The sequence below is a fragment of the Dickeya aquatica genome (assembly GCF_900095885.1).
GTDB lineage: Bacteria > Pseudomonadota > Gammaproteobacteria > Enterobacterales > Enterobacteriaceae > Dickeya > Dickeya aquatica.
Window position 1 is genome coordinate 476,096 of sequence record NZ_LT615367.1, and the last position, 22,461, is coordinate 498,556.

The window sequence follows — 22,461 nt, forward strand, 5'->3', positions numbered from 1 at the left end:
CCGTATAAAAACCGTATGACAGTGTAAAAACATAACGATAATGACCACCGGCTGCGGTGGCACTTACAAAGGGAACACAACATGAATCGTCGTCATTTTATTAAGAGCGCCTGCGCCCTGTCTGTTGCGGCCAGCCTGCCGTTTGGTATGGCCTTTGGCGCAGAAGACACGCCGAAAAAGGGCGGTCATCTGATTGTCGGGGTGGATAACGCCTCCAGTTCTGACCGCCTCGACCCGGCTTTTTGGTTTGAAACCTACATGTATTTTGTCGGCTCCCAGTTGTTTAACAATTTGGTCGAACTGGATGAGAAAGGCGAGCTGACGCCATCGCTGGCGGAGTCGTGGGAGAGCAAAGAGGGCGGGCGCACCTGGGTGCTCAAGATCCGCAAAGGCGTGCAGTTCCACGATGGCCGTGCGCTGACCGCCAAAGACGTCATCTATTCACTCAACCACCATCGCGGCGAGAAATCGAGCTCGTCGGTAAAAAGCTATCTTGACCCGGTCGCGGCCATAGACGCGACCGACAGCCATGAAGTGACCATTCGCCTTAATGAACCGAACGTGGAATTTATCGCGCTGTTGGGGGATGTCCACTTCGCTATCACCCCGGAAAATGAGAATTTCGATAAAGGTATTGGCACCGGTGCGTTCATTCTGGACAGCTTCCAGCCGGGCGTGCGCACGCTGGTGAAACGTAACCCGAACCACTGGAACCCGGCGCGCGGCCATGTTGATTCGGTGGAAACGCTGGCGATGAACGATTCTACCGCGCGTGTGGCGGCGCTGGTGAGTGGTTCAGCCCACATCATCAACCGTGTCAACCCGCGTATCGTCAGCCGTATTCAGGCAATGCCGACGCTGCAACTGCTGCGCTCGCGCGACAGCCAGATTTTCACCTTCGCCGGGCTGGGCGACGTCGCACCGTTTAATAACGAAGACGCGCGTCTGGCGCTGAAATACGCCATCGACCGCCAGCAAATTATCGACACCGTACTGGGCGGATACGGCAGCGTGGCGAACGATAATCCGATTTTCCCGTCTAACCGCTATTTCGCCAAAGACCTGCCGCAACGCCCGTATGACCCGGAAAAAGCCAAATGGCACTGGCAGAAGTCCGGCTTTAACGGCCCACTGACGCTCTCGGTGGCTGATGCCGGTTTCCCGGGCGCGGTGGATGCCGGGCAGTTGTATCAGGTGGCGGCGCAAAAAGCCGGTATCAACCTGAATGTAGAGCGTGTGCCGGATGACGGCTTCTGGGATAACGTCTGGATGAAAAAACCGTTCGTCTCCTCCAACTGGTCGATTCGTCCGACGGCCGATGCGCTGTTGTCGCTGGTGTTCACCAGCCAGGCCCCGTGGAACGAGTCGGCGTGGAAGAACGAGGCGTTTGACCAGCTCGTTCGCGCGGCACGCGGTGAGCAAAACGAAGAGAAGCGCCGCCAGATTTACCACGACATTCAGGTGATGCTGGTGGATAAAGGCAGTGAAATCATCCCGCTGTATGCCGATGCGCTGGATGCGTGCAGCAACAAGGTGAAAGGCCTGACGGCCATTCCGGGCTTCCCGCTCAGCGGCAACCGTGCAGCGGAAAAAGTGTGGCTGGCCTAAGGCGGATACTGTGACATTTTTGTACCGACGCACGGCTGTGAGTCAATGGCGTGATCACCACCCGCTGCTGGGGCTGACCTTGCAGCGCTTGCTGGCGGGCGTGGTGATGGTCGCGGTGGTGTCGCTGCTGATTTTTGCCGGGATCCAGTTGCTGCCCGGCAATGCGGCGACCGCCATTTTAGGGCAAACGGCAACGCCGGAGGCGGTGCGTGCGCTCAACGCCCAGCTCGGGCTGGATAAACCGGCGCTGGCGCGCTATGTCGGCTGGCTGTGGGGCGTGTTACAGGGCGACTTTGGCCAGAGCTTTACCAGACGCCAGGCGATTGCGCCGGTGCTGGCCTGGCGGCTGGAAAATACGCTGTTTTTGGCCGGTTGTACCGCGCTGATTGCCGTGCCGCTGGCGCTGCTGATGGGGTTTTTGTCGGTACGTTTTCAGGGCAGCCTGCTTGACCGGTTGCTCAATCTTCTCGCCCGTATTGCGGTGGCATTGCCGGAGTTTTTCTCCGGCTATTTGCTGATTCTGATCTTTTCCATCACGCTGTTTTGGCTGCCGAGTAATAGCAGTGTCAGCGCCGGGATGTCGTTGGGCGCGCACCTTGGTGCGATTGCGCTGCCGTGCCTGACGCTGGTGCTGGCGGTGCTGGGACACATGAGTAACATGACGCGCGCGGCGCTAATCAGTGCGCAGAATGCGGCTTATGTGGATACCGCGCTGTTAAAAGGGCTGTCACCTTCGGCGATTCTGTTGCGCCATGTGTTGCCTAACGCCTGGGGGCCGATTATCAACGTTATCGTGCTTAACCTCGCCTACCTGATGGTGGGCGTGGTGATTGTGGAGAACGTGTTTGTGTATCCGGGGCTGGGGCAGTATATGGTTGATAGCATCAGTAAGCGTGACATGCCGGTGATTCAGGGCTGTGCGCTGGTGCTGGCGGCGATTTATATTCTGCTCAACCTGCTGGCGGATGTGGTCTCTTTGATGGCTAACCCGCGTTTGCGTCATGCCCGACGGTGATAACGGCCGTCAACCGAATGGATATCTGTAGATGCCTGCTGTGAAACCTTCCGTGGTGCTCGGCCTGTTGGGGCTGAGTGTGTTTATTGGCGTGGCGCTGTTTGCCCCCTGGCTTGCGCCGTATCCGGCCGATCGCGTCGTGGGCGGTGCCTGGCTTGGGCCGATGCCACATGCCTTACTCGGCACGGATAATCTGGGGCGCGACCTGTTCTCGCGCCTGATTTGGGGCACCCGTACCTCGCTGGCGGTCACGGCGCTGGCGGCGCTGCTGGCGTTTGTTATCGGCACCGGGCTTGGTTTTCTGGCCGGGGTGTGCGGCGGTGCAGTCGATCAACTGATTTCCCGCATTAACGATGTGCTGATGGCGATCCCAACCCTGATTCTGGCGCTGGTGGTGCTGGCGATGCTGCCGAAAAGCACCTTTATCATCATTCTGGTGCTGGGCGTGCTGGAGGCGACCCGCGTGTTGCGGGTGTCGCGTTCGCTGGCGGTGGAGATTGCCACGCAGGAATTTATTGAAGCGGCCCGGCTGCGCGGTGAGTCGATGCGCTGGATCTTGTGGCGTGAAATTTTACCGAATGCGCGTAACACGCTGGTGGCGGAGTTCGCGCTGCGCTTTATTTTCATTTTACTGTTTCTCTCGGCACTCTCGTTTCTGGGTCTTGGCATCCAGCCGCCAACGGCGGACTGGGGCGGGCTGGCGCGTGATAACAAAGACGGCATTCTGTTTGGCGTGTGGGCGGCGCTGGTGCCGGGAGCGGCAATCGCGCTGCTGGCGGTGTCGCTCAATGTGGTGGCGGACTGGTTGCTTGATAAAGACGGTCGCAACTGGCGCGGAGGCCGCCATGGATGAGTTATTGCGGCTGGAGAAGCTGCGTGTCGTCGCCGGTGATAGCACGCTGGTTGAAGAGATAAGTTTTAGCCTGCATCAGGGCGAAGTGCTGGGGCTGATTGGTGAGTCGGGCGCGGGCAAGTCCACCATTGGTCAGGCGATTTTAGGCCATTGCCGTCACGGGATGCGCATTGCCGACGGCCATATCTGGTTTGGCGGTGGCGATGCGCCGCAGGATTTAGCCGCGTTACCGGAAAAACAGCTCCGCGAGGTGCGCGGGCGGCGGATTGCTTATGTGGCGCAGTCTGCCAGCGCCTCGTTTAATCCGGCGCAGCGCATTGGCGAGCAGGTGATTGAAAGCGCGGTGCGTCATCGGGTGTTGTCGCGCCAGCAGGCTATCAGCCGCGCTATCGAGCTGTTTAGCCAGCTCTCGCTGCCCGATCCGCAGACGTTTTTTCAGCGCTACCCCCATCAGGTGTCCGGCGGGCAGTTGCAGCGCGCGATGATAGCGATGGCGATGTGCGTCAAACCGGATGTGATCATTTTTGATGAACCCACCACGGCGCTGGATGTGACCACCCAGCTTGGCGTGCTTAATGCCATCAGCGAGATTATCCGGCTCAGCGGGGTGGCGGCGCTGTATATCAGCCACGATCTGGCGGTGGTGGCGCAAATTAGCGATCGTATTATGGTGTTGCGCCACGGCAGACAGGTGGAAACCGGCGCGACGGCCGATGTGCTGGCGAACCCGGTGCAAGCCTACACCCGTGATTTGTTACAGGCGCGCGGCGAGCCGAAAACCCCGCAACCGGCTACCGATGACTGGGTGCTTAACATCCGCCATCTGGGCGCACACTACCAGCAGCAGCCGGTGTTGCAGGATGTCTCGCTGCGACTGGCCCGTGGGCAGACGCTGGCGGTGATTGGTGAATCCGGTTCGGGTAAATCGACGCTGGGGCGCACCCTGTGCGGGTTATTGGCCCCGGCCGGTGGTGAAATTCACCTTAACGGTGAGCCGCTGCCAACCCGGCTGGCCCAGCGCAGTCGTGCCCAGTTGCAGTCCATCCAGATGATTCATCAACACCCGGATACCGCGCTCAATCCGCGTCTGCCCGTTGGGGTGCAGATTGAACGCGCGATGGTGTGCCTGACCTCGCTGGGGCGTGCCGAGCGGCGCACGCGGCTGCATGATTTGCTGCATCAGGTTGGTTTATCGCCAGAGCTTGCCGGGCGCTACCCGACGGCGCTCTCCGGCGGGCAAAAACAGCGCGTGTGTATTGCCCGTGCGCTGGCGGCGCAGCCGCAGGTGATCGTCTGCGACGAGCCGACCTCCGCGCTTGACCCGCTGGTGGCCCGCGAGGTGCTGGCGCTGTTGCGCCAAATTCAGCAGGAAACCGGTGTCGCGTACTTGTTTATTACTCATGATTTGCATGTGGTGCGCGAAGTGGCCGATAGCGTGGCGGTGTTGCGTCAGGGCCGCATAGTCCGTCAGGGGCCGGTCACGCAGGCGTTGTCTGCGCCGCTCGATGATTACACCCGGCAGTTACTGCTGGCGGTGCCGGAAATGCGCTGCGGCTGGCTGCAAGAGGTGATGGCGCAGTGGAGCTAACCGGTTAAACAAAGCCCATACAGCAAAAACAAAAGGTTACTGATAAGATAGCGGGCGTTTAATCACCTTAACTGAAGTATTGATGAGGAACGTATGCGCGTGAAGGACGTAAAGCGAGAGAACGGTGTGCGGGGATTTAACCGTGTTCTCAACCTGATAATGTTGCTGGCGGCGGCATGGTGTGTGCCTGCAACCACGCTGGCGGCGAATACCGGCAACAACGCCACTGCCGCTCCAGGTGCGAATGCCAGCGCCAATACCAGCGCGAATAGCAAAAATGCCACGGTGCCGATGGCATCGACCCAGTGTGAAGGGTTAAACCTGTATGCGGCAGACAACGGCAAAGTGATTACCGGTAATACGTCGGCGTATACCGTCTCAGGTAAAGACCGGCTCTATTTTTATTTCGGGCCGAACGACGAGTGCCTGAACAAACGGGTGTTTATTGTGCCGGGCGATCGTGTCACTGCCTATCGTGAATGGAAGGGCTTTTATTCCATCACCTATTACAACAAAGCCGGTGGTATGTTCGAAGGCTGGGTGAAGAGCGATCGTCTCAGTCAATAATCGTCTTGGCCAATAACCGTCTTGGCTAATCATCGCGCAACGCCGGGCATATCAAGACGCGGCCCGGCTGTGCGTTTTGGGTTTACTGCCCCGGAAATGGCGGTAACTGGCGGAAGGTATTGAGCAACCCTTCTGACCAGGCTTTGCGAATGGTGACAAAGTAGGGGTCATTTTCCGTGATGCGGCGTTGCTCGCTGGCATCAAAGCTGCCGGTGCGATAAATCATCACATCCAGCGGCAGGCCGACGGACAGGTTACTGCGCAGCGTGGAGTCAATCGAAATCAGCGCACAGCACATCGCCTGCTCCAGCGGCGTGTCCGCCGTCAGCACCCGGTCGATAATCGGTTTGCCGTACTTGCTTTCGCCAATCTGGAAGTAGGGGGTGTCGTTGGTGGCCTCGATAAAATTCCCTTCCGGGTAGATATGGAACAGCCGCGGCGCTTCATCGCCAATCTGGCCACCGAGCAGCAGGTTGCAGCCAAAATTGGTGCTGCTGCCGCTCTGTTGCGCCAGGCTGTCGCGGTGGATAACCTCGCGCACGGTTTCCCCCAACAGCGTGGCGGCTTCATACAAGGTACTGGTTTGCATCAGGTTCGGCGTGTGCTGGGCGTGAATGCGCGCCTTAAGCAGGCTGATGATGCTCTGCGTGGTCGCCAGATTACCCGCTGACTGGATAACCAGAACCCGCTCGCCTTCCTGATGGAAGACATGAAGCTTTCTGAAGGTTGCAATGTGGTCAACCCCCGCATTGGTGCGGGAGTCAGAAGCGAAAACCAGCCCGTCAGACAGACGCATGGCCACACAGTAGGTCATACAGTACCTTTTCTACCGACTAAACGAAAATAGGGTTCACCGTTCCCGTTATTGCTGCTGTTGTACCTGTTGCTGGCGTTCGAACAGGCTCACTGCGGCTTGCGAGAACATCTCTTCACACCCGCCGCCAAGGCGGCTGCCGCGCACCGGGCAGGCATCCAGATAATCCATCCCTATCGCCAGGCGCAAATGTTGGTTGAGCCTGCGGGTATTATTGGTGATGTCAAAACTGTGCCAGCGCTCGTTGATCCACACCTCGGCCCAGGCGTGCATCGCCACATGGGTGGTATCCTGGCTGTAGACGTAACCACTGACGTAGCGAGCCGGAATGCGCAGGCTGCGGCAACAGGCCAGAAACACATGGGTGTGATCCTGACAGACGCCTTTGCCCTTGGCGAAAGCCACGCAGGCGGTGTCCTGCACCAGTGTTGCGCCGGGAGTATACGGCATTTTCAGCTGTAATTCTGCCATCAGCGTGTCCAGACTGCCGAGCGGATCATCTTGCTGATAATAACGCCGGGCAAAGTCGCGGATAGCCTCATCGGCTTCGGTCAGCGCGGTGCTGCGTAAAAACACCAGCGGTGACAGGCCATCGTCATCGTCTGCCAGCTCGTCGGCATTATCGGCGATTTCCACCACGCCCTGCGCGTGGATCATAATGTCGTGATGCGGGTTATCCAGCGTCAGAACGTGCATCAGGTTGCCATAGGCATCGGTGGTAGTGACCGCTGCGGTTGGCAGCGTCAGTTTCCATTCGCTGATATGCTGGCGCGCCGAGCTCTGTGGCGTCAGTCGCAGGTACTGGGTGCTGAATTTCACTTCTTCATCATAGCGGTAGTGAGTCAGGTGATTGATGGTCAGTTTCATAGCGCCTCCAGATAGGTATGACGAATGCTGTCAGCCAGTTCGTTGATTTTCATCATAAAGCGGTTGAGATAGGGTTGCAGATCATCAGCCATTACCTCATCGAGCGAGCCAAAGCGCAGCTCAACGTGCAGCAAGTGGGCCAGTCGCTGCGGTACCCGCGCCCGTTCGTTGGCGATCATCTCCAGTTGCTGCACCAAATCCCCGACGCAGGCGTGCAGCGATCGCGGCACGTCGTTACGTAATACCAACAGCTCAGTGACGGTTTCCCGGTCAATCGGCTGGCGATAAATACTGTGGTAGGCCTCACGGGCACTGACGGCGCGCAGCAGGGTATCCAGCCGGTAATACTCGCGCACCGGATCAGGATCATTGTTGAGCTGCTGGTCCTTGACCGAGAGTAGCTGTGCGGTGGCATAGGCGCGCTCAATCAGCGTGCCGATGCGGATAAAACATTGGGCATCGTTACGCAGCAACGTGCCGAACATGGCACCGCGAAACAGGTGGGCACGCTCTTTTACCCAGTCAAAAAAAGCGTCGATACCGATTTTATCCACCCCCGACTGGCGCAGGTTACGGATATCGATGCGGGTGGTGTTGATGCACTCCCACACTTCTGATGACAGGCTGCCGCGCACCGCATGGGCGTTGTTCCACGCCGTTTCGATGCAACTGTAAATACTGCTGGGGTTGTGGCTGTCGAGCGCAAAGAAATTCAGCAGGTTGTTCATGGTAAAACGGGCATAGCGCTGCTGAAACAGCTCGTGGGTAAACGTCAGGTTGAGCGGCAGCGCCAGATCGTTTTGTTGTTGATTGTGGCGCGGCATCATCGACAGTTTGTAGGTGACATCCAGCACCCGGGCAAAGCTCTCGGCGCGCTCGAGATAGCGGGCCATCCAGTACAGTTCACTGGCGGTACGGCTTAACATGATTCGTCCTCCTCCATCACCCAGGTGTCTTTGGTGCCGCCCCCTTGCGAGGAGTTCACCACCAGTGAGCCTTCAGTTAGGGCCACGCGGGTCAGGCCGCCCGGCACCAGCCGGATCTCCTCGCCATACAGCGCAAACGGGCGCAGGTCGATATGGCGCGGGGCCAGCCCCTCTTCGACGAACGTCGGGCAGGTGGAGAGCGCCAGGGTGTCTTGCGCGATGTAGTTGCCAGGGTTTGCCAGCAAACGTCGGCGGAATTCCTCAATCTGCTGGCGGGTGGATTTCGGGCCGACCAGCATGCCGTAGCCACCGGCACCGTGCACCTCTTTGACCACCATGCTGTCGAGATGCGCCAGCACATAGCTGAGATCGTCAGGCTTGCGGCATTGCCAGGTCGGAATATTGCCGAGAATCGGCTCCTCGGAGAGATAAAAGCGGATCATCTCCGGTACATACGGGTAAATGGATTTATCATCGGCCACGCCGGTGCCAATGGCGTTGGCCAGCACCACGCCGCCAGCCCGATAGACGGACAGCAGGCCCGGCACGCCGAGCATCGAATCAGCGCGGAAGGCCAGCGGATCGAGGAAGGCATCATCAATACGGCGGTAGATGACATCCACCCGGCACGGGCCTTCGGTGGTGCGCATGTATAACCCGCCTTCTTTGACGAACAGATCGGCGCTTTCCACCAGCTCAACCCCCATCTGCTGGGCGAGAAAACTGTGCTCAAAGTAGGCGCTGTTAAAACGGCCGGGCGTCATTACCACCACCGTCGGGTCATCAACGTGGGTGCTTTCGCGCAGCGTCTGCAACAGGTAGCTTGGGTAGCGCTCAACCGGTGCGATGTGCTGGCTGGCGAAAAGGTCGGGGTAGAGGCGCATCATCATTTTGCGGTTTTCCAGCATATAAGAGACGCCGGAAGGGGTGCGCAAATTGTCTTCCAGCACGTAATAGCGCCCGTCGCTGTTACGTACCATGTCAATACCGGTAATGTGTGCATAAATATTATTATGCAGATCAACACCCTGCATACAGGGCTGGTACTGCTCGTTCGCCAGTACCTGTTCACGGGGCACGATACCGGCATTCAGTATGTGCTGCTGGTGGTAGATGTCGTAGAGAAAGGCGTTCAGGGCTTTGACCCGCTGGCGAATGCCGAGGTCGAGCATTTTCCATTCATGGGCCGGAATAATCCGCGGCACGCTGTCAAATGGGATCAGGCGCTCGGTGCCGCCCTCTTCGCCATAGACATTAAAGGTAATCCCCACCCGGTGAAACAGTAATTCCGCCTGCTCTTTCTTCTGGCGGATAGCGTGCTGGTCAGTCTGCTGCAACCATTGCCAGTAGGCATCATAGTGCTGGCGTTGCTGGCCCGCTGCGGTGAGCATCTCATCATAGTAAGACGCACCCGGAAGCGTCATTTTTATCATTGTCATCCCCTGCATTCCGCTTGATAGAAGATGTATGGAGTGATGCAGAAATTATGCCAACGTGGTAAATGAGGTACTTATCGCTGATTTTCGCGACCGCTTGCATCAAATTAGTGCAAGCTGTGCCTTAAGAGGGGGGCATATCCACGACGATAAGGACGATATCGCGCAAATCAGTGGGGGAGGCGGCGACCCGGTAAGGTGATTGTGTTTATAAAGAAAACAGGTTTAATCAATCCAGATTAAACCTGTCGGTAGCTGGCATGTGCAGCGTTATTCTCTGTCACCGATTGTCATCAATTCCAGTGGCTGTTATGCACTGGCAATGTCTTTCTTGGCCAGAAAAATATCAAGCTCTGCCGGAGTGCCCAAAACATGCACTCGTTCAATCGGTAAGTCGGCGATGGCTATTTTTTTACCTTCGGCGATCAACTGCTGATAGAGCGGGGCGATATAACGCTCACCTTTAACCAGATTCGCCGGGTCTGCAAAGAAGGTATCGTACGCGGCAACATATTCCGTTGCATTGGCAAACCAATAAAGGCCGATTGAGGCGTAGTCTGAAATTCTTGTTTTCTCAGCGACCTGCGTAGCCCAGCCATCGTGTCCGACTTTCACGAAACTCCAGTGATCGCCTGGAACCTGGAAGCACGGCACCCAGCCATCTGCACCCGGTTGAATATCCAGTGGATTCAGAGCCACGGGTTCAACGAAGGTATCGATGTTGTACACCAGTAGCGGTGCATCCTGGTGCCAAAGATGTTTTGACAGATAGGCGCTGGTTGCCTGCCCGTCGGTCAGCGCGTCCAGTTCGAGCACATGCACATCTTCAATACCCAGTGCGGCGCATTGTGCCCGCACATAGTCGCCAGAGTGATTTTCCGCCAAACACACGAAGATAAACCGGGCATTCTCAGTGATGAAATTCGACAAAGAGAGCATAGACCAGTCAAACAAACTGCGGCCGTGAGCGACGATTTCATATTTGGGAACGGTATAACCTGCATCATAGAAACGTGATCCACGGCCTGCCATGGTGATTACGATGTTCGTCTTCTTCATATCTTTACTCTTGACCCAACAATGTGTGAATTTCATCTTCACTCATGGTTAAAAATTCATTTGGCCTGACAGCGCGATCGTCGATATAAAAACCGTGCTTTCTTGGCCAGGGTTTACCAAACAGGATCTCATCGTAAGGCACATTCCACTTTTCCAGCCATTCCAGCAACACAGGGGCTGTGTGGCGGTTGATAAGGCCCAGATTTCCTTCATGGGTCTTCATGTTACGCGCGGTATAAAGCAGGATGGTATACCCCTTGCTCTGGTATTCGCGTAACTTATCCAGCATCGGCTGATAAGGAACCAGTTCAGAATAGCTCTGATCTTTTTTCTTGATATCACAGAGCGTTCCATCGATATCGACAACGAGCGTACCATCAATATGCTTAGACATAGTTTCCTTCAATCTCATCGAGAATGTGCTTAGCCGTCAGGATAAACGCAACGACCTTATTCGGGTAGTCAATGTGCAGCGGGAGCATAGACAGAAACAGTGAGGCTTCGCCTAATCGCATAATTTTTGGGTCATGCCCCATCGAGATAACCTGTCGGATGAATTCTGACTTCAGTTTTTCATGATTAGTATGCTTAATGTTGAGCTGCATACGGTTATCATCAGTGAACCCAACGTTGTAAAGCCCATTATTAATGAAGTCATAGTCGCCCATGACGCTGTGGGAAACCTTACTCAGGTCATACAACGGGTGAGTCCACAAACCTTCTTCAGTAATGGCACCTTTAGGGTCAATCAATTTCATTAAATAACGCTGTTGGTCATAAAGGACATTCGAGAAGCAGGGATCGCCATGTCCAACAACCTGATAGTTAAACGCGAAAGCTTTTTCATGACGTTGATACAGTTTCAGATACCTATCACGAAGGAAACGGATATCCAGTTCTTCATTGGCACTGACCATCAGATTATTGATCCTCTGGCCTTCTTTCATGTCCAGTAATGCATCAATTCGCTCATTCAATTTTTTGACAAACAAATTGTGCGCATCTTTTGCCGATTGCTCAATAGAACAGGTTTTTTGCGGTCGTTCTGCGATGAAAAACAGCAGACGTTCGGCAAAAGGCACGAATGTGTCGAAATCAAATGCACCATGAACCCACTGTAATGCGGCGTCGGCAAGGTAATAACGCATCATTTTATAAGAGGCTTGATCCGTGGTTTCTTCATAACCAAAGGTTTGAATTAGCCAGGGGCGCATGGCTTCTGGAACGAGATTATAAAACGAATATTCAGCCAGCATTTTTTTCTTATCAGCCGAGCATTTTGTGTAGTAGTAAGCGTCACCTTTGATTTCATTAAAATGTCGTGTCGCTGTGGAACCACTGGTAAAACTTAAAAAGTCACGGATTTTAGAGAGATCTAATGGCTCTACAGATTGTACCCGCTGAGTATCCTGCCAGACTTGATCCCACAAATGTAACGGCGAGTCACAAAAATCGCCCCAACGATTAATCAATTCGTGGGTGTTCTTCATGAATACCAGCAGGGGTTTATACAGCCTGTCAGTGAAATTCTCTTCAGCGTAAGGAAGGCGTTCAATAAGCTGAACTAAGCGTGATAAATCAATAAAGCCAGCTCTGCCAGCAATAATGCAAACGGAGGCGTTATCCGCTTTCGCAATAATTTTTGCCTTAATGGCGGGTAAATCCTCACTGTTTCTTAAGAACAGTAATCTTTTTTGCGCCCACTCTGGCAGTGCATCTTTCAAATGTGAGAACAACTGGCGGCGTTTGAAGGTAATTTCGCCATAGTGACGGCGACCGACAATGCTTTTTACCTCGCCGCTCACCAGCTCACGATCATCGAATATAATAAATATTTTTTCTTGTGGATTAGTCATGTTTAACCTTCAATGTCTTCATGCGAGCAATAAGAGGCACCAGGCCGATAAAGATATATGTCAGGAAAATAATTGCTATTGATTGATATAAGCCAAAATTGGGCGCGATAGAGGCGTTGCCTTGAAGACTGGCTAACAGGCCGCTGGAGAACAGTGTTGCCCAGTCAGGCTGACCGATAACATAAATATTGGTAAACAAGGAGAGCGCAAGGACTTCGACGGTCCAGATCAGCACTGAAAGCAATAAAAAACCGCTACGACGCCCTTCCAGTGACTTATAAACATCGAGTTCGAATTGGCGCAATCTGTAACTTATCTTAAGGATTAACAATCCTCTTTGGGTATGACTGTTTAATACCAGATGCCGATTTAAGTAAATAGATACTCTGGAAATAGCAAATAACGCCATTAAACCAAGGCTACTGGCTGAAACGAAAAACAGACAAACATTGCGCATTTCCTTGGGAACGGGGACGTTAAGGAAATATAAACCCAGGATGAAGATGGTTATAACGGCAATATCGCCAAACCGCTCAGCGATCCATACAGCAAATGCTTTCTGGCGTCGATCATAAACCAGATAAAATGCATAAAGGCGAATTATCTCGCCTATCTTGAACGGCAAGAAAATACTGGGGAATGCGGTTAAGACATGAGCACTCAACATCGGAAACGCCTTATCTCGTTCATCCAGTGTGAGCAAAAATAAACGCATCATACGAAACAGATGAGAGCACAGGTAAAGCAGGCTAATACCTAATAACCCCCAAATATGACTATCACTAAATGTGATGATCAGGTTATCGGTACTATGCCATATCCACAGTGCTATGGATAAGAATAGTAATCCAATGTAGCAATACAGTTTTTGCATATCATTTAGCCTCTGTATTTCCTTTTTTGCCCGAGTAAATTATTTTCCCGGAGTACTGCTCAAAGGATGTATTTCTCATCTCTGTAGACAGAAACTTACCACGATGGAAAAGATACCCACTGAGAAGGCGTAATACTTTCACGGCTTGATGGAAAAGTTTAACGTTTGATACCTGATCTTCTTCTCGCCAGCTAATAGGGAAAAACTTCACTTTCTGTTTTTGATAATAGCTACCAAGCAGCATAACGTAATTGAAGGTTAAATCATCAGGGAATTTTTTGTAGTAGAAGTCTCTGAAATCAGCGAGACGATACATATTTAAACCAGAGCCGAGATCATAAATGGATTTACAGGCCACCAGAGAAAACAGCAGGTTATAAATATAATTCCCAAATGTTCTGAATCGGGAATAACCCTGTAGCCGACTCCCTGGCATAAATCTGGCTCCAAGGAAACAACTGACATTATTGTGAGCCCCTTGTTCCAGAAAAGGGAGCAGATCACGAATATCCGCTTGATCATCACCATGCAGGACGATCAGATAATCAAAATTGTGTTCAATGGCGTAGCGGAAGGCGGCTTTATGAGAACCACCAAGGCCGTAGTTGTCATCATTGCGCCATGCAATAAAGTTACATTCGGTCAGAACCTCTTTTCCCGCCTCGATTGCGGCTTCAAGCGTCTGATCCGGTGAGCGGTTATCCACCACCATCACGGTATCAATCCATTTTTGAACGTCTGGCGTAAATTGATTGATCACACGTTTTACTTGGGTTTCACAACGGTAGGCTGGAATGAATACCAGTGCTTTCATCATGGATTCTCTATTTTGACTTTGATTTGAACAACTTGACCAGTTGTTGCATAAAAATAAAATTAGTAATCAGGTTCAGTGGAGTAGCGATGATTTTGGCTATTATCTCTAGTGATTTACCATAATATGAAACATACTGAACCTGTGTGAGAAGTACACTTATCTCATGAATGATTTTTGAATAAAAAAGAATGGATAAGAACTGGAAAACCCAGTAGATAATAATCTTGGAAGAAACGGATTTATCTGTGGAGTGAAAAACTTTACCCAGCGATACAAACCATACAAAGGTTACGCCAACATAAGATGAGATAAAGTTTGCGATATGGCTTTGAATGCCCCCAAACAGAACGAGCATGCTAAAAGTAGAAAAATCCAGCAACCAGCCAACTCCAGATATCGCTGAAAAGACAAGGAATTTTTTTATTTTACTCATTAATATATCATTTTTCATAACATAGTGGCCATTTTATCTTTATATTTGCTACTGTTTCATTTTTCACTTAATGGTAATTTGTCAGGAATCGAAAACTCAATAAAAATAACCACATAGCTAATATTTTACTACACCTTGCAAGACGAATCAAATTTATCCATTAACCAATATTAAACCGAATAACTATGTGCCGGTTAATTTATAAATCAATTTAATATCAACTGGTTATAACATGCTGCGGTGTCATTATTGTCATGAAAGCCGCTTGATATTATGGCCTTGATTTTCATTCAATAACATTGAATAAAAGATAGTCATTTATATTGATATTCGAGTGAAAAATTAATAAATCTAAGTCTGTCATCGGGAGTTGTTAATCAATTTTATTTTTTACATTAAAAAGGTGAGGAATTATTACATGCATTCTTATCATTTTAGTGATTGCCGGATATAAGGAAAGTGGTGCCTCTGGTAAATAATTTATTTTTTGAATTGCAGTGGTTATTAATAAAATGACTAGAAGACTGTTTTTCAGCCCGGAATGTGTAATTAATATCAGGAGTAAATACCCACCATCAGCGATTATTTTGCCAATGATGATGGTGGGTAAGAGGGCGATGCAAAAGGGGGCTTAACCGCGCACGGCAATCGCTTCGATTTCGATTTTCACATCTTTTGGCAGGCGAGCGACTTCCACGCAGGAGCGGGCCGGGAAAGGCGCGTTGTGCTCGGTGAAAAAGGCTTCATAGGCTGCGTTGACGGTGGCGAAGTCGTTTAAGTCTTTTACGAACACCGTGGTTTTAACGATATTGCTCACTTTCAGGCCAGCGGCTTGCACGATGGCTTTCACGTTTTCCAGTGACTGGCGAGCCTGCGCGGTGACGTCGTCTGCCACCAAACCGGTTTTCGGATCGACCGGGATCTGGCCTGAGGTAATGATCAGGCTGCCAAGATCAACACCCTGCACGTAAGGGCCGATGGCGGCAGGGGCGTGTTCCGTACTGATAATGTGTGACATGGTTATCTCCTTGGTCTTTGAAATGGCGAGCGCTGCATTATTTCAAAAAGTGCGCCGTCAGGCCAACGTTGTTAGCCGAACCCTGACGGCAAGGCACGCTTAATGGCTGTTGAGTACCGCCTGACGTTCAAACTCTTTCTCGCAGTATTTGCATTTCAGGTGTACTTCAACGCCGCGCTGTTTGATGCTAAACGAAGAACTGACCGGCTCAATACGGCTGATGCAGTTGCTGTTCGGGCAGGTCAGTACGCCTTCGATGTGTGAAGGCAACTGTGGCCGTAGTTTACGTACCACCTCGTAGTTATCTATCTGATTAACCGTGGCCTGCGGTGCGTACATTGCCAGCTGGTTGGCCTGTTCATCAGTCAGAAACACGTTCTCAATTTTAATCAGGTCTTTGCGCCCCTGATGGTTAGAGGGCAGATTCAGGCCGATGGTAATGCGTTGGTCGGTAGCCGTCAGTTTGAACAAGGTGAGCAGTTTAAAGCCAACCTGCGCCGGAATATGGTCGATGACGGTGCCGCATTTGATGGCTTCTACCTGTAATTTAGTGTCGTGCGTCATGTTGCATGTTCCTCTCACAGAACCAGTTCGCGGTTCAGAACCAGCGCCAGCAGAGCCTGGCGCGCGTAAATGCCGTTGCCTGCCTGCTGAAAGTAGTAGGCATAGGGGTGCTGTCCACGTCCGTGGTGATTTCATCGATACGCGGCAGTGGGTGCAGCACTTTCAGGTTGTCGCGGGCATGGCCAAGATCAGCCGCACGCAGAATAAACTGCGATTTGATATTGATGTATTCAGACGGGTCCAGTCGTTCTTTTTGTACACGCGTCATGTACAGAATATCGAGTTGCGGTGCCACTTCCTCAATGCTGGTGTGCAGGCTATAGGGAATATTTTTCTCTTGCAGCATATTGAGGATGTAATCCGGCATTGCCAGCGCATCCGGGGAGATGAAGAAGAAACGGTTGCCCTCGAACTTGGCCAGCGCTTGCGTCAGCGAGTGCACGGTGCGGCCATATTTCAGGTCACCGACCATGGCGATATTGATGTTATTCAGGCGGCCCTGGGTTTCCTGAATGGTGAACAGGTCTAACAGCGTTTGCGAAGGGTGCTGATTAGCGCCATCACCCGCGTTGAACACCGGCACACTGCCGGAAAACTCGGTTGCCAGCCTGGCTGCCCCTTCCTGCGGGTGGCGCATTACGATGGCATCGACATAGTTACTGATAACCGAAATGGTATCAGCCAGCGTTTCGCCTTTTTTGCCAAGCGAGGTGTTGCTGCTGTCAGCAAAGCCAACGACCGATGCCCCTAGCCGGTGAATAGCGGTTTCAAACGACAGACGGGTGCGCGTGGACGCTTCAAAGAAACAACTGGCGATCACTTTATGTTTGAGCAATTCCGGCTGCGGGTTGGCTTTCAGGCTGGCGGCCACTTTGAGCGTCAGTTCCAGATCGTCCCGGCTGAGATCGTTGATTGAGATGATGTGTCTTTTATATAGCGGATTGACCATGTGGCTATGCTCCCCTCGGTTAGGCCCGGTAAACAAACGGTATCACGGCTGGCGACAGGCAAAAAAAAGCCCCTCAACGAGGGGCTTTTTTTGTGAATCTGTCAGGCAACGGAAGAAAAAACGCCGTCATGCTGCCAGCAGGCAGTTGCGGTTTGGCACCCACAAAAACGGTTGTGTTGAACATGTTTCCTCCCGGCAAATTGTCGGGAATTATACGCGCCGAGAACGTGAATTCAAGCAGAAACGTGCCGTGTTTTAGTGGCTGGCAATCGGTTGCGGATAGCGCTTTGTCAGATATCGCCTCAGGCCTGACCGGCAAAGGATTTTTCACCGGAAAGGATGAGGCGAAGAATGCCAAAAGTTGGGTTCACGACACTGGCGCGCAAGTCGGATCACTTTTTTGCTTTCACCGGCTGGCGGCCTGTGGTGGACAAGAGTATAAGGAAGCAAAACGTTGTTTCATTTTTTATTTCATTTTAATAAGGAGCGATGATGATTACCGGTAATGTCAACCAACTGGCGCTGGTGCCGTATCTGCCTGCCAAACTGCGTGAAGCCATTGAGTATGTGAAGCAGCACATCAATGCCGATACCCCGCTGGGTAAGCACGATATCGATGGCAATAACGTGTTTGTGCTGATTTCTAATGATAGCACCGAGCCGTTTGAAAAACGCCGCGCCGAATACCACGCTAAATATCTGGACATCCAGATTGTGCTGGATGGCACAGAAGGCATGACCTTCAGCAGCCTGCCTGCCGGTAAACCGGATGTAGACTGGCTGGCGGATAAAGACATCGCGTTTCTGGCCGCAGGCGAGCAGGAAAAACAGTTCGTACTCAATAGCGGTGATTTTGTGGTGTTCTTCCCGGGTGAAGTGCACAAACCGCTGTGCGCCGTGGGAGAACCTGCCCATGTGCGTAAAGCCGTGGTGAAGATTGATGCTGCGCTAGTTATCTGATCGTTTTGGCGTGTTAAGCGCCTGCCCTCAGCAGGGAGAAGTCTGTGTCCTTCTCCCTGCCTCCTCGTTATACGCCTTGTGTTGAAATAGCGATGGGTGCTGTCGTTGCTCGTGCCGCACTGCTGATATTTTATCCTGTCTTTTTAATGAAACCGGTTGCAGTTATGACGTGTTCTTGTATTCTGAAACCGGTTTCAGTTTCTGTGAGAGGAAAAAAGATGAGTCAATTACCCGTAGGGTTTTTATGGGGTGGTGCGGTAGCCGCCCATCAGCTTGAAGGCGGCTGGAATGAAGGCGGCAAAGGCGTGAGCGTCGTGGATGTGCTGACCGCCGGCGCGCATGGCAAATTGCGGCGCATCACTGATGGGGTTATTCCCGGCGAATCCTATCCGAACCACGAGGCCATCGATTTCTACCACCGTTATAAAGACGATATCGCGCTGTTTGCGCAAATGGGCTTTAAGTGTTTTCGCACCAGCATCGCCTGGACGCGTATTTTCCCCAACGGCGATGACGCGCAGCCGTGCGAAGCGGGGCTGAAGTTTTACGATGACCTGATAGACGAACTGCTCAAACACGGCATTGAACCGGTGCTGACATTGAGCCATTTCGAAATGCCGCTGCATCTGGCGCAGCAGTATGACGGCTGGATGAGCCGCAAAACGCTGGAGTGCTTTGTGCATTTTGCGACCACGGTGATTACCCGCTATCGCCACAAAGTGAAATACTGGATGACGTTTAATGAGATTAACAACCAGAAAAATGTCTCGGCAGAGATTTTTGGCTGGATGTGCTCCGGGGTGAAATTCCCGCAAAAGGCGCAACCGGAACAGGCGATGTATCAGGCGGTGCATCATCAGTTCGTTGCCAGCGCGTTAATCGTTAAACAGGCCCATGACATCAACCCGGATATCCAGGTTGGCTGCATGTGTGCGTTCGTGCCCTATTACCCGTACTCCTGCCATCCTGATGATGTCATGCTGGCCGCCCGTTCAATGCACGATCGCTTCTATTTCACCGACGTTCAGGTACGTGGCCACTACCCAGCCTACGCCAAACGGGAGTGGGCGCTCAAAGGCTACGAGATAGTCATGGAGCCACAGGATGAGCAGATCCTGCGTGAAGGCAAGGCGGACTACATCGGCTTTAGCTACTACATGTCCAATGTGGTTAAACACGATGTACACAACCGTATTGATGCCAGCATGGATGGCAGCTCTGAGCATTCGATAGCCAACCCGCATTTAACCGCGAGTGACTGGGGCTGGCAAATCGACCCAACCGGCCTGCGCTATGCGTTGCTCAGTTTGTATGAGCGCTATGAAGTACCGTTGTTTATCGTGGAAAACGGACTTGGCGCGCTGGATGAGCCAGATGAAAACGGCGTCTGTCAGGATGATTACCGTATCGATTACCTGCGTTCACACATTGAAGCGATGAAAGCGGCAGTGTGGGAAGATGGCGTGGAACTGCTGGGGTACACTCCGTGGGGCTGTATCGATCTGGTGTCGTTTACCACCGGCGAGATGGCAAAACGCTACGGTTTCATCCATGTCGATAAACACGATGACGGCAGCGGCACGCTGGCCCGTCGCCCGAAAAAATCCTTCTACTGGTATCAGCGGGTGATTGCCTCTAACGGTGAACAGCTCTGAGTCTATCCGGCGGATCTCCGCGCGCTGATGAAAAAAGAATAAAATTCATCAGCGCGTGTCTTTGACTGTCGGCGCAGTGGTTATGCCTCAACGTGTGGGCTGAGTGTGGCGACCATCACCGCCTTGATGGTGTGCATGCGGTTTTCTGCCTGATCAAACACGATGCTGTGGGCGGATTCAAACACCTCATTGGTGACTTCCATGCCATCATGCAAACCATATTGCTGGGCCATTTGCTTGCCAAGCGTGGTCTGGTCATCGTGAAAGGCGGGCAGGCAGTGCAGGAATTTCACCTGTGGGTTGCTGGTGGCGGCAATCATCGCCCTATTCACCTGATAGGGGCGCAGCAGGTCAATACGTTGTTGCCACACCTCTTTGGCTTCGCCCATCGACACCCACACATCGGTATAGATGAAATCCACGTCTTTGACGCCGGTGGCAAGATCTTCCGTGAGCGTAATCGTGCTGCCGATTTTTGCCGCCGCTGCCTGACATTCTGCCACCAGACCGGCATCCGGCCAGCAGGCTTTCGGGGAAATCAGGCGCAGATCCAACCCGGTTATCGCCGCCGCTTCCAGCATGCTGTTACCCATGTTATTGCGGGTATCGCCGACGTAAGCCAGTTTCATATCGGACAACGATTTACCCGGCAGGTGTTCTTGCATGGTCAGTAAATCCGCCAGTAACTGGGTCGGGTGGAATTCATTGGTCAGCCCGTTCCACACCGGCACACCGGAGAACGCCGCCAGCGTTTCCACCCGTTCCTGACCGTAGCCACGGTATTGAATACCGTCATACAAGCGGCCCAGCACACGGGCAGTGTCTTTCATGGACTCTTTATGACCAATCTGGCTGCCGCTGGGGCCGAGGTAGGTGACTTGCGCCCCTTGATCGTATGCAGCAACTTCGAAAGAGCAACGAGTACGGGTCGAATCTTTTTCGAAGATGAGTGCGATGTTTTTACCTTGCAGGTGGCGGTGCTCGGTGCCGCTTTTCTTATGCGTTTTGAGTGTGGCAGCGAGCGTCAGCAGTTGGTTGATTTCAGCCGGTGTAAAGTCCATCAACCGTAAAAAATGACGTTTATAAAACGGGTTCATGCGGGTTATCTCCATATGGCTCAACGCTATTGGTTGAATTAAAATTCACTTTATATGTGTAAATATTCAAATTCAAGTGCCGTGTTCAAACTTTATGGTGGAGAGCGCGAGCGGCCTGTGTGAAAATAAACATATCTTTGCCGCTTTAACGAGGACTGAGACATGGCAAACCGTGAACTGCTGGAAGAACAACGTGAAGAAACCCGCTTAATCATTGAGGAGTTGCTGGAAGATGGCAGCGATCCCGATGCGCTTTACACCATTGAGCACCATTTCTCGGCTGGGAAGTTTGAAGAACTGGAAAAAGTCGCGGTAGAGGCGTTTAAACTGGGCTATGAAGTCACCGATGCCGAAGAGATGGAAATGGAAGACGGTGTGGTGCTGATGTGCTGTGATGCGATTAGCGAAGTGGCGTTGAATGCCGAGCTTATCGACGAGCAAGTCGAACAGTTGTTAACGCTGGCGGAACGCCACGGTGTTAATTACGACGGCTGGGGTACCTACTTCGAAGATCCGAACGGTGAAGATGATGACGAGTTCGGTGAAGGTGAAGATGAAGACTTCTATGACGAGGATGACGACGGTAAACGTCATTAATCGTTCAACTGGCTGATGACTGATACCGTTATCGTGCCTTTAACACGCCCTGCTAAGACGCATCGCCCGGTTTTCCGGGCGATTTTTTTTATCCGTCGTGATGTTTTGCCGCGAGCGGGTGTACCACGCCTGAAGAGGCTGTGTATTAACGGAGCAGGTTTTTCAGCATTCTGACCTCACAATCAACGTGGCCGGTGTGGCCCATGGCGTGAGGAATGTGGACAAAACCCAGCGTTTCATACAAACGGACGGCGCGCGTCAGGTGTGCGGTTGTTTCCAGATAGCAGCGGGCAAAGCCACAGGCGCGACCAAACGCCAGCGCCTGCCCGGCCAACCGACGGGCGATACCCTGGCCTCTGGCCTCTGGAAGAAAATACATTTTTTGTAATTCACACACATCCGGCTCGCCGCCTGCCAACGGTGCCAGCCCGCCGCCACCGACCACCTCACCGTCACACTCCACTACCCAATAGGCGCTGTTGGGGCGGCTATAGAGTTCAAACAGCCGATCTAAATCGGGGTCAGAAACGGTGTAGCCTTTATCGGCAGTCAGACCAAATTCAGCGGAAACCCGGCGGATGACACTCGCAATGGCCGCATTATCCGCTGTGGTAATGGGGCGGATCAGCAAAGACGGGGACGCAGACGTTGTCATGTTACTCACTCTTGCCTGGCAGCAGTGTTGTATCAGCCCGGGTGCTGTTGATGACATCAGGCTGATACGCAAAAAAACGGTGCGACGGATTATACCGGGACTCGCACGGGCCAAAAACCCCGTTATTCATAACGGCATCGCGTGCAAAAGGCAATGTGAATTCACAACCGGTGATACGCCAGCCCGAAATAGCCCAAAAGGGAGAAAGGCTATCTTTTTTCTATTGTTCAATAATGCGATTTGAGGTTAAGAA

The 22,461-nt window shown here is 52.5% G+C and carries 23 protein-coding genes and 1 pseudogene; 9 read left to right on the top strand and 15 right to left on the bottom strand.

Translation table 11 applies throughout. The features are described 5' to 3' along the window. Positions 1–81: 81 nt before the first annotated feature. From DAQ1742_RS02145 to DAQ1742_RS02165, 5 genes are all read left to right on the top strand, one after another. Positions 82–1,608, top strand: coding sequence for an ABC transporter substrate-binding protein (locus tag DAQ1742_RS02145; RefSeq protein WP_035339514.1), 1,527 nt, complete (start codon positions 82–84; stop codon positions 1,606–1,608). A gap of 37 nt (positions 1,609–1,645) precedes the next feature. Beyond that, the gene (locus DAQ1742_RS02150; RefSeq protein ID WP_256388386.1) at positions 1,646–2,623 is read left to right on the top strand and encodes an ABC transporter permease; all 978 of its coding nucleotides are present in this window, start codon (positions 1,646–1,648) and stop codon (positions 2,621–2,623) included. Positions 2,624–2,654: 31 nt separating this feature from the next. Then, positions 2,655–3,476 (top strand): ABC transporter permease, encoded by an 822-nt coding sequence (locus DAQ1742_RS02155; RefSeq protein ID WP_035339515.1) that lies wholly within the window; start codon positions 2,655–2,657, stop codon positions 3,474–3,476. Further along, the gene (locus tag DAQ1742_RS02160) at positions 3,469–5,064 is read left to right on the top strand and encodes an ABC transporter ATP-binding protein (RefSeq protein ID WP_035339516.1); all 1,596 of its coding nucleotides are present in this window, start codon (positions 3,469–3,471) and stop codon (positions 5,062–5,064) included. Before DAQ1742_RS02155 ends, DAQ1742_RS02160 begins: the two co-directional genes overlap by 8 nt. A 99-nt stretch (positions 5,065–5,163) precedes the next feature. Next, on the top strand, positions 5,164–5,631 hold the full coding sequence (locus DAQ1742_RS02165) for a hypothetical protein (protein ID WP_145916147.1): 468 nt from the start codon (positions 5,164–5,166) through the stop codon (positions 5,629–5,631). A gap of 82 nt (positions 5,632–5,713) precedes the next feature. Here the strand turns inward: DAQ1742_RS02165 and DAQ1742_RS02170 are convergent, their stop codons facing one another. From DAQ1742_RS02170 to pyrB, 13 genes and pseudogenes are all read right to left on the bottom strand, one after another. Further along, positions 5,714–6,445, bottom strand: a complete 732-nt coding sequence (locus tag DAQ1742_RS02170) for a proteasome-type protease (protein ID WP_035339517.1) — start codon at positions 6,443–6,445, stop codon at positions 5,714–5,716. 48 nt (positions 6,446–6,493) lie between these two features. After that, entirely contained in the window at positions 6,494–7,312 is an 819-nt protein-coding gene (locus tag DAQ1742_RS02175; RefSeq protein ID WP_035339518.1) for a transglutaminase family protein, read from the bottom strand. Beyond that, on the bottom strand, positions 7,309–8,238 hold the full coding sequence (locus tag DAQ1742_RS02180; RefSeq protein WP_035339519.1) for an alpha-E domain-containing protein: 930 nt from the start codon (positions 8,236–8,238) through the stop codon (positions 7,309–7,311). The genes DAQ1742_RS02175 and DAQ1742_RS02180 overlap by 4 nt, the downstream gene beginning before the upstream one ends. After that, positions 8,232–9,671 carry a circularly permuted type 2 ATP-grasp protein gene (locus DAQ1742_RS02185; protein ID WP_035339520.1) on the bottom strand — a complete coding sequence of 480 codons (1,440 nt, stop codon included), beginning with the start codon at positions 9,669–9,671 and terminating at the stop codon, positions 8,232–8,234. Before DAQ1742_RS02185 ends, DAQ1742_RS02180 begins: the two co-directional genes overlap by 7 nt. A gap of 312 nt (positions 9,672–9,983) precedes the next feature. After that, positions 9,984–10,733 (bottom strand): glycosyltransferase family 2 protein, encoded by a 750-nt coding sequence (locus tag DAQ1742_RS02190; RefSeq protein ID WP_035339521.1) that lies wholly within the window; start codon positions 10,731–10,733, stop codon positions 9,984–9,986. Between the two features lie 4 nt (positions 10,734–10,737). After that, positions 10,738–11,127: an HAD family hydrolase gene (locus tag DAQ1742_RS02195; RefSeq protein WP_035339522.1), complete on the bottom strand. Its 390-nt coding sequence runs from the start codon at positions 11,125–11,127 to the stop codon at positions 10,738–10,740. Then, the gene (locus tag DAQ1742_RS02200) at positions 11,120–12,589 is read right to left on the bottom strand and encodes a hypothetical protein (RefSeq protein WP_035339523.1); all 1,470 of its coding nucleotides are present in this window, start codon (positions 12,587–12,589) and stop codon (positions 11,120–11,122) included. Before DAQ1742_RS02200 ends, DAQ1742_RS02195 begins: the two co-directional genes overlap by 8 nt. After that, positions 12,582–13,463 carry a lysylphosphatidylglycerol synthase domain-containing protein gene (locus DAQ1742_RS02205; protein ID WP_035339524.1) on the bottom strand — a complete coding sequence of 294 codons (882 nt, stop codon included), beginning with the start codon at positions 13,461–13,463 and terminating at the stop codon, positions 12,582–12,584. Before DAQ1742_RS02205 ends, DAQ1742_RS02200 begins: the two co-directional genes overlap by 8 nt. A gap of 1 nt (position 13,464) precedes the next feature. After that, positions 13,465–14,280, bottom strand: a complete 816-nt coding sequence (locus DAQ1742_RS02210) for a glycosyltransferase family 2 protein (protein ID WP_035339525.1) — start codon at positions 14,278–14,280, stop codon at positions 13,465–13,467. Positions 14,281–14,287: 7 nt separating this feature from the next. After that, positions 14,288–14,713: a GtrA domain-containing protein gene (locus tag DAQ1742_RS02215; protein WP_067486542.1), complete on the bottom strand. Its 426-nt coding sequence runs from the start codon at positions 14,711–14,713 to the stop codon at positions 14,288–14,290. A 631-nt stretch (positions 14,714–15,344) separates the two neighbouring features. Further along, positions 15,345–15,731, bottom strand: coding sequence for a 2-iminobutanoate/2-iminopropanoate deaminase (ridA, locus tag DAQ1742_RS02220; protein ID WP_035339527.1), 387 nt, complete (start codon positions 15,729–15,731; stop codon positions 15,345–15,347). Between the two features lie 99 nt (positions 15,732–15,830). Beyond that, complete coding sequence (pyrI, locus tag DAQ1742_RS02225) at positions 15,831–16,295, bottom strand: aspartate carbamoyltransferase regulatory subunit (protein ID WP_035339528.1); 465 nt, start codon at positions 16,293–16,295, stop codon at positions 15,831–15,833. 14 nt (positions 16,296–16,309) lie between these two features. Continuing rightward, positions 16,310–17,244: pseudogene (pyrB, locus tag DAQ1742_RS02230) on the bottom strand (aspartate carbamoyltransferase). Between the two features lie 92 nt (positions 17,245–17,336). Between pyrB and DAQ1742_RS02235 the strand changes: the two are divergent. The 3 genes from DAQ1742_RS02235 (at position 17,337) to DAQ1742_RS02245 (ending at position 19,859) form a co-directional block, all read left to right on the top strand. After that, positions 17,337–17,750 (top strand): hypothetical protein, encoded by a 414-nt coding sequence (locus DAQ1742_RS02235; protein WP_145916148.1) that lies wholly within the window; start codon positions 17,337–17,339, stop codon positions 17,748–17,750. Further along, positions 17,737–18,204, top strand: a complete 468-nt coding sequence (locus DAQ1742_RS02240) for a YhcH/YjgK/YiaL family protein (RefSeq protein WP_035339531.1) — start codon at positions 17,737–17,739, stop codon at positions 18,202–18,204. Before DAQ1742_RS02235 ends, DAQ1742_RS02240 begins: the two co-directional genes overlap by 14 nt. 218 nt (positions 18,205–18,422) lie before the next feature. Next, positions 18,423–19,859, top strand: coding sequence for a 6-phospho-beta-glucosidase (locus DAQ1742_RS02245; RefSeq protein WP_035339532.1), 1,437 nt, complete (start codon positions 18,423–18,425; stop codon positions 19,857–19,859). 80 nt (positions 19,860–19,939) lie between these two features. On the opposite strand, the gene argF is transcribed toward DAQ1742_RS02245, so the two are convergent. Then, entirely contained in the window at positions 19,940–20,956 is a 1,017-nt protein-coding gene (gene argF / locus DAQ1742_RS02250) for an ornithine carbamoyltransferase (RefSeq protein WP_035339533.1), read from the bottom strand. Positions 20,957–21,118: 162 nt separating this feature from the next. Between argF and rraB the strand changes: the two genes are divergently transcribed. Next, positions 21,119–21,553: a ribonuclease E inhibitor RraB gene (gene rraB / locus DAQ1742_RS02255; protein ID WP_035339534.1), complete on the top strand. Its 435-nt coding sequence runs from the start codon at positions 21,119–21,121 to the stop codon at positions 21,551–21,553. 145 nt (positions 21,554–21,698) lie between these two features. Here rraB and DAQ1742_RS02260 read toward each other — a convergent pair whose 3' ends face one another. After that, complete coding sequence (locus DAQ1742_RS02260) at positions 21,699–22,208, bottom strand: GNAT family N-acetyltransferase (protein WP_035339535.1); 510 nt, start codon at positions 22,206–22,208, stop codon at positions 21,699–21,701. Between the last annotated feature and the right edge of the window lie 253 nt (positions 22,209–22,461).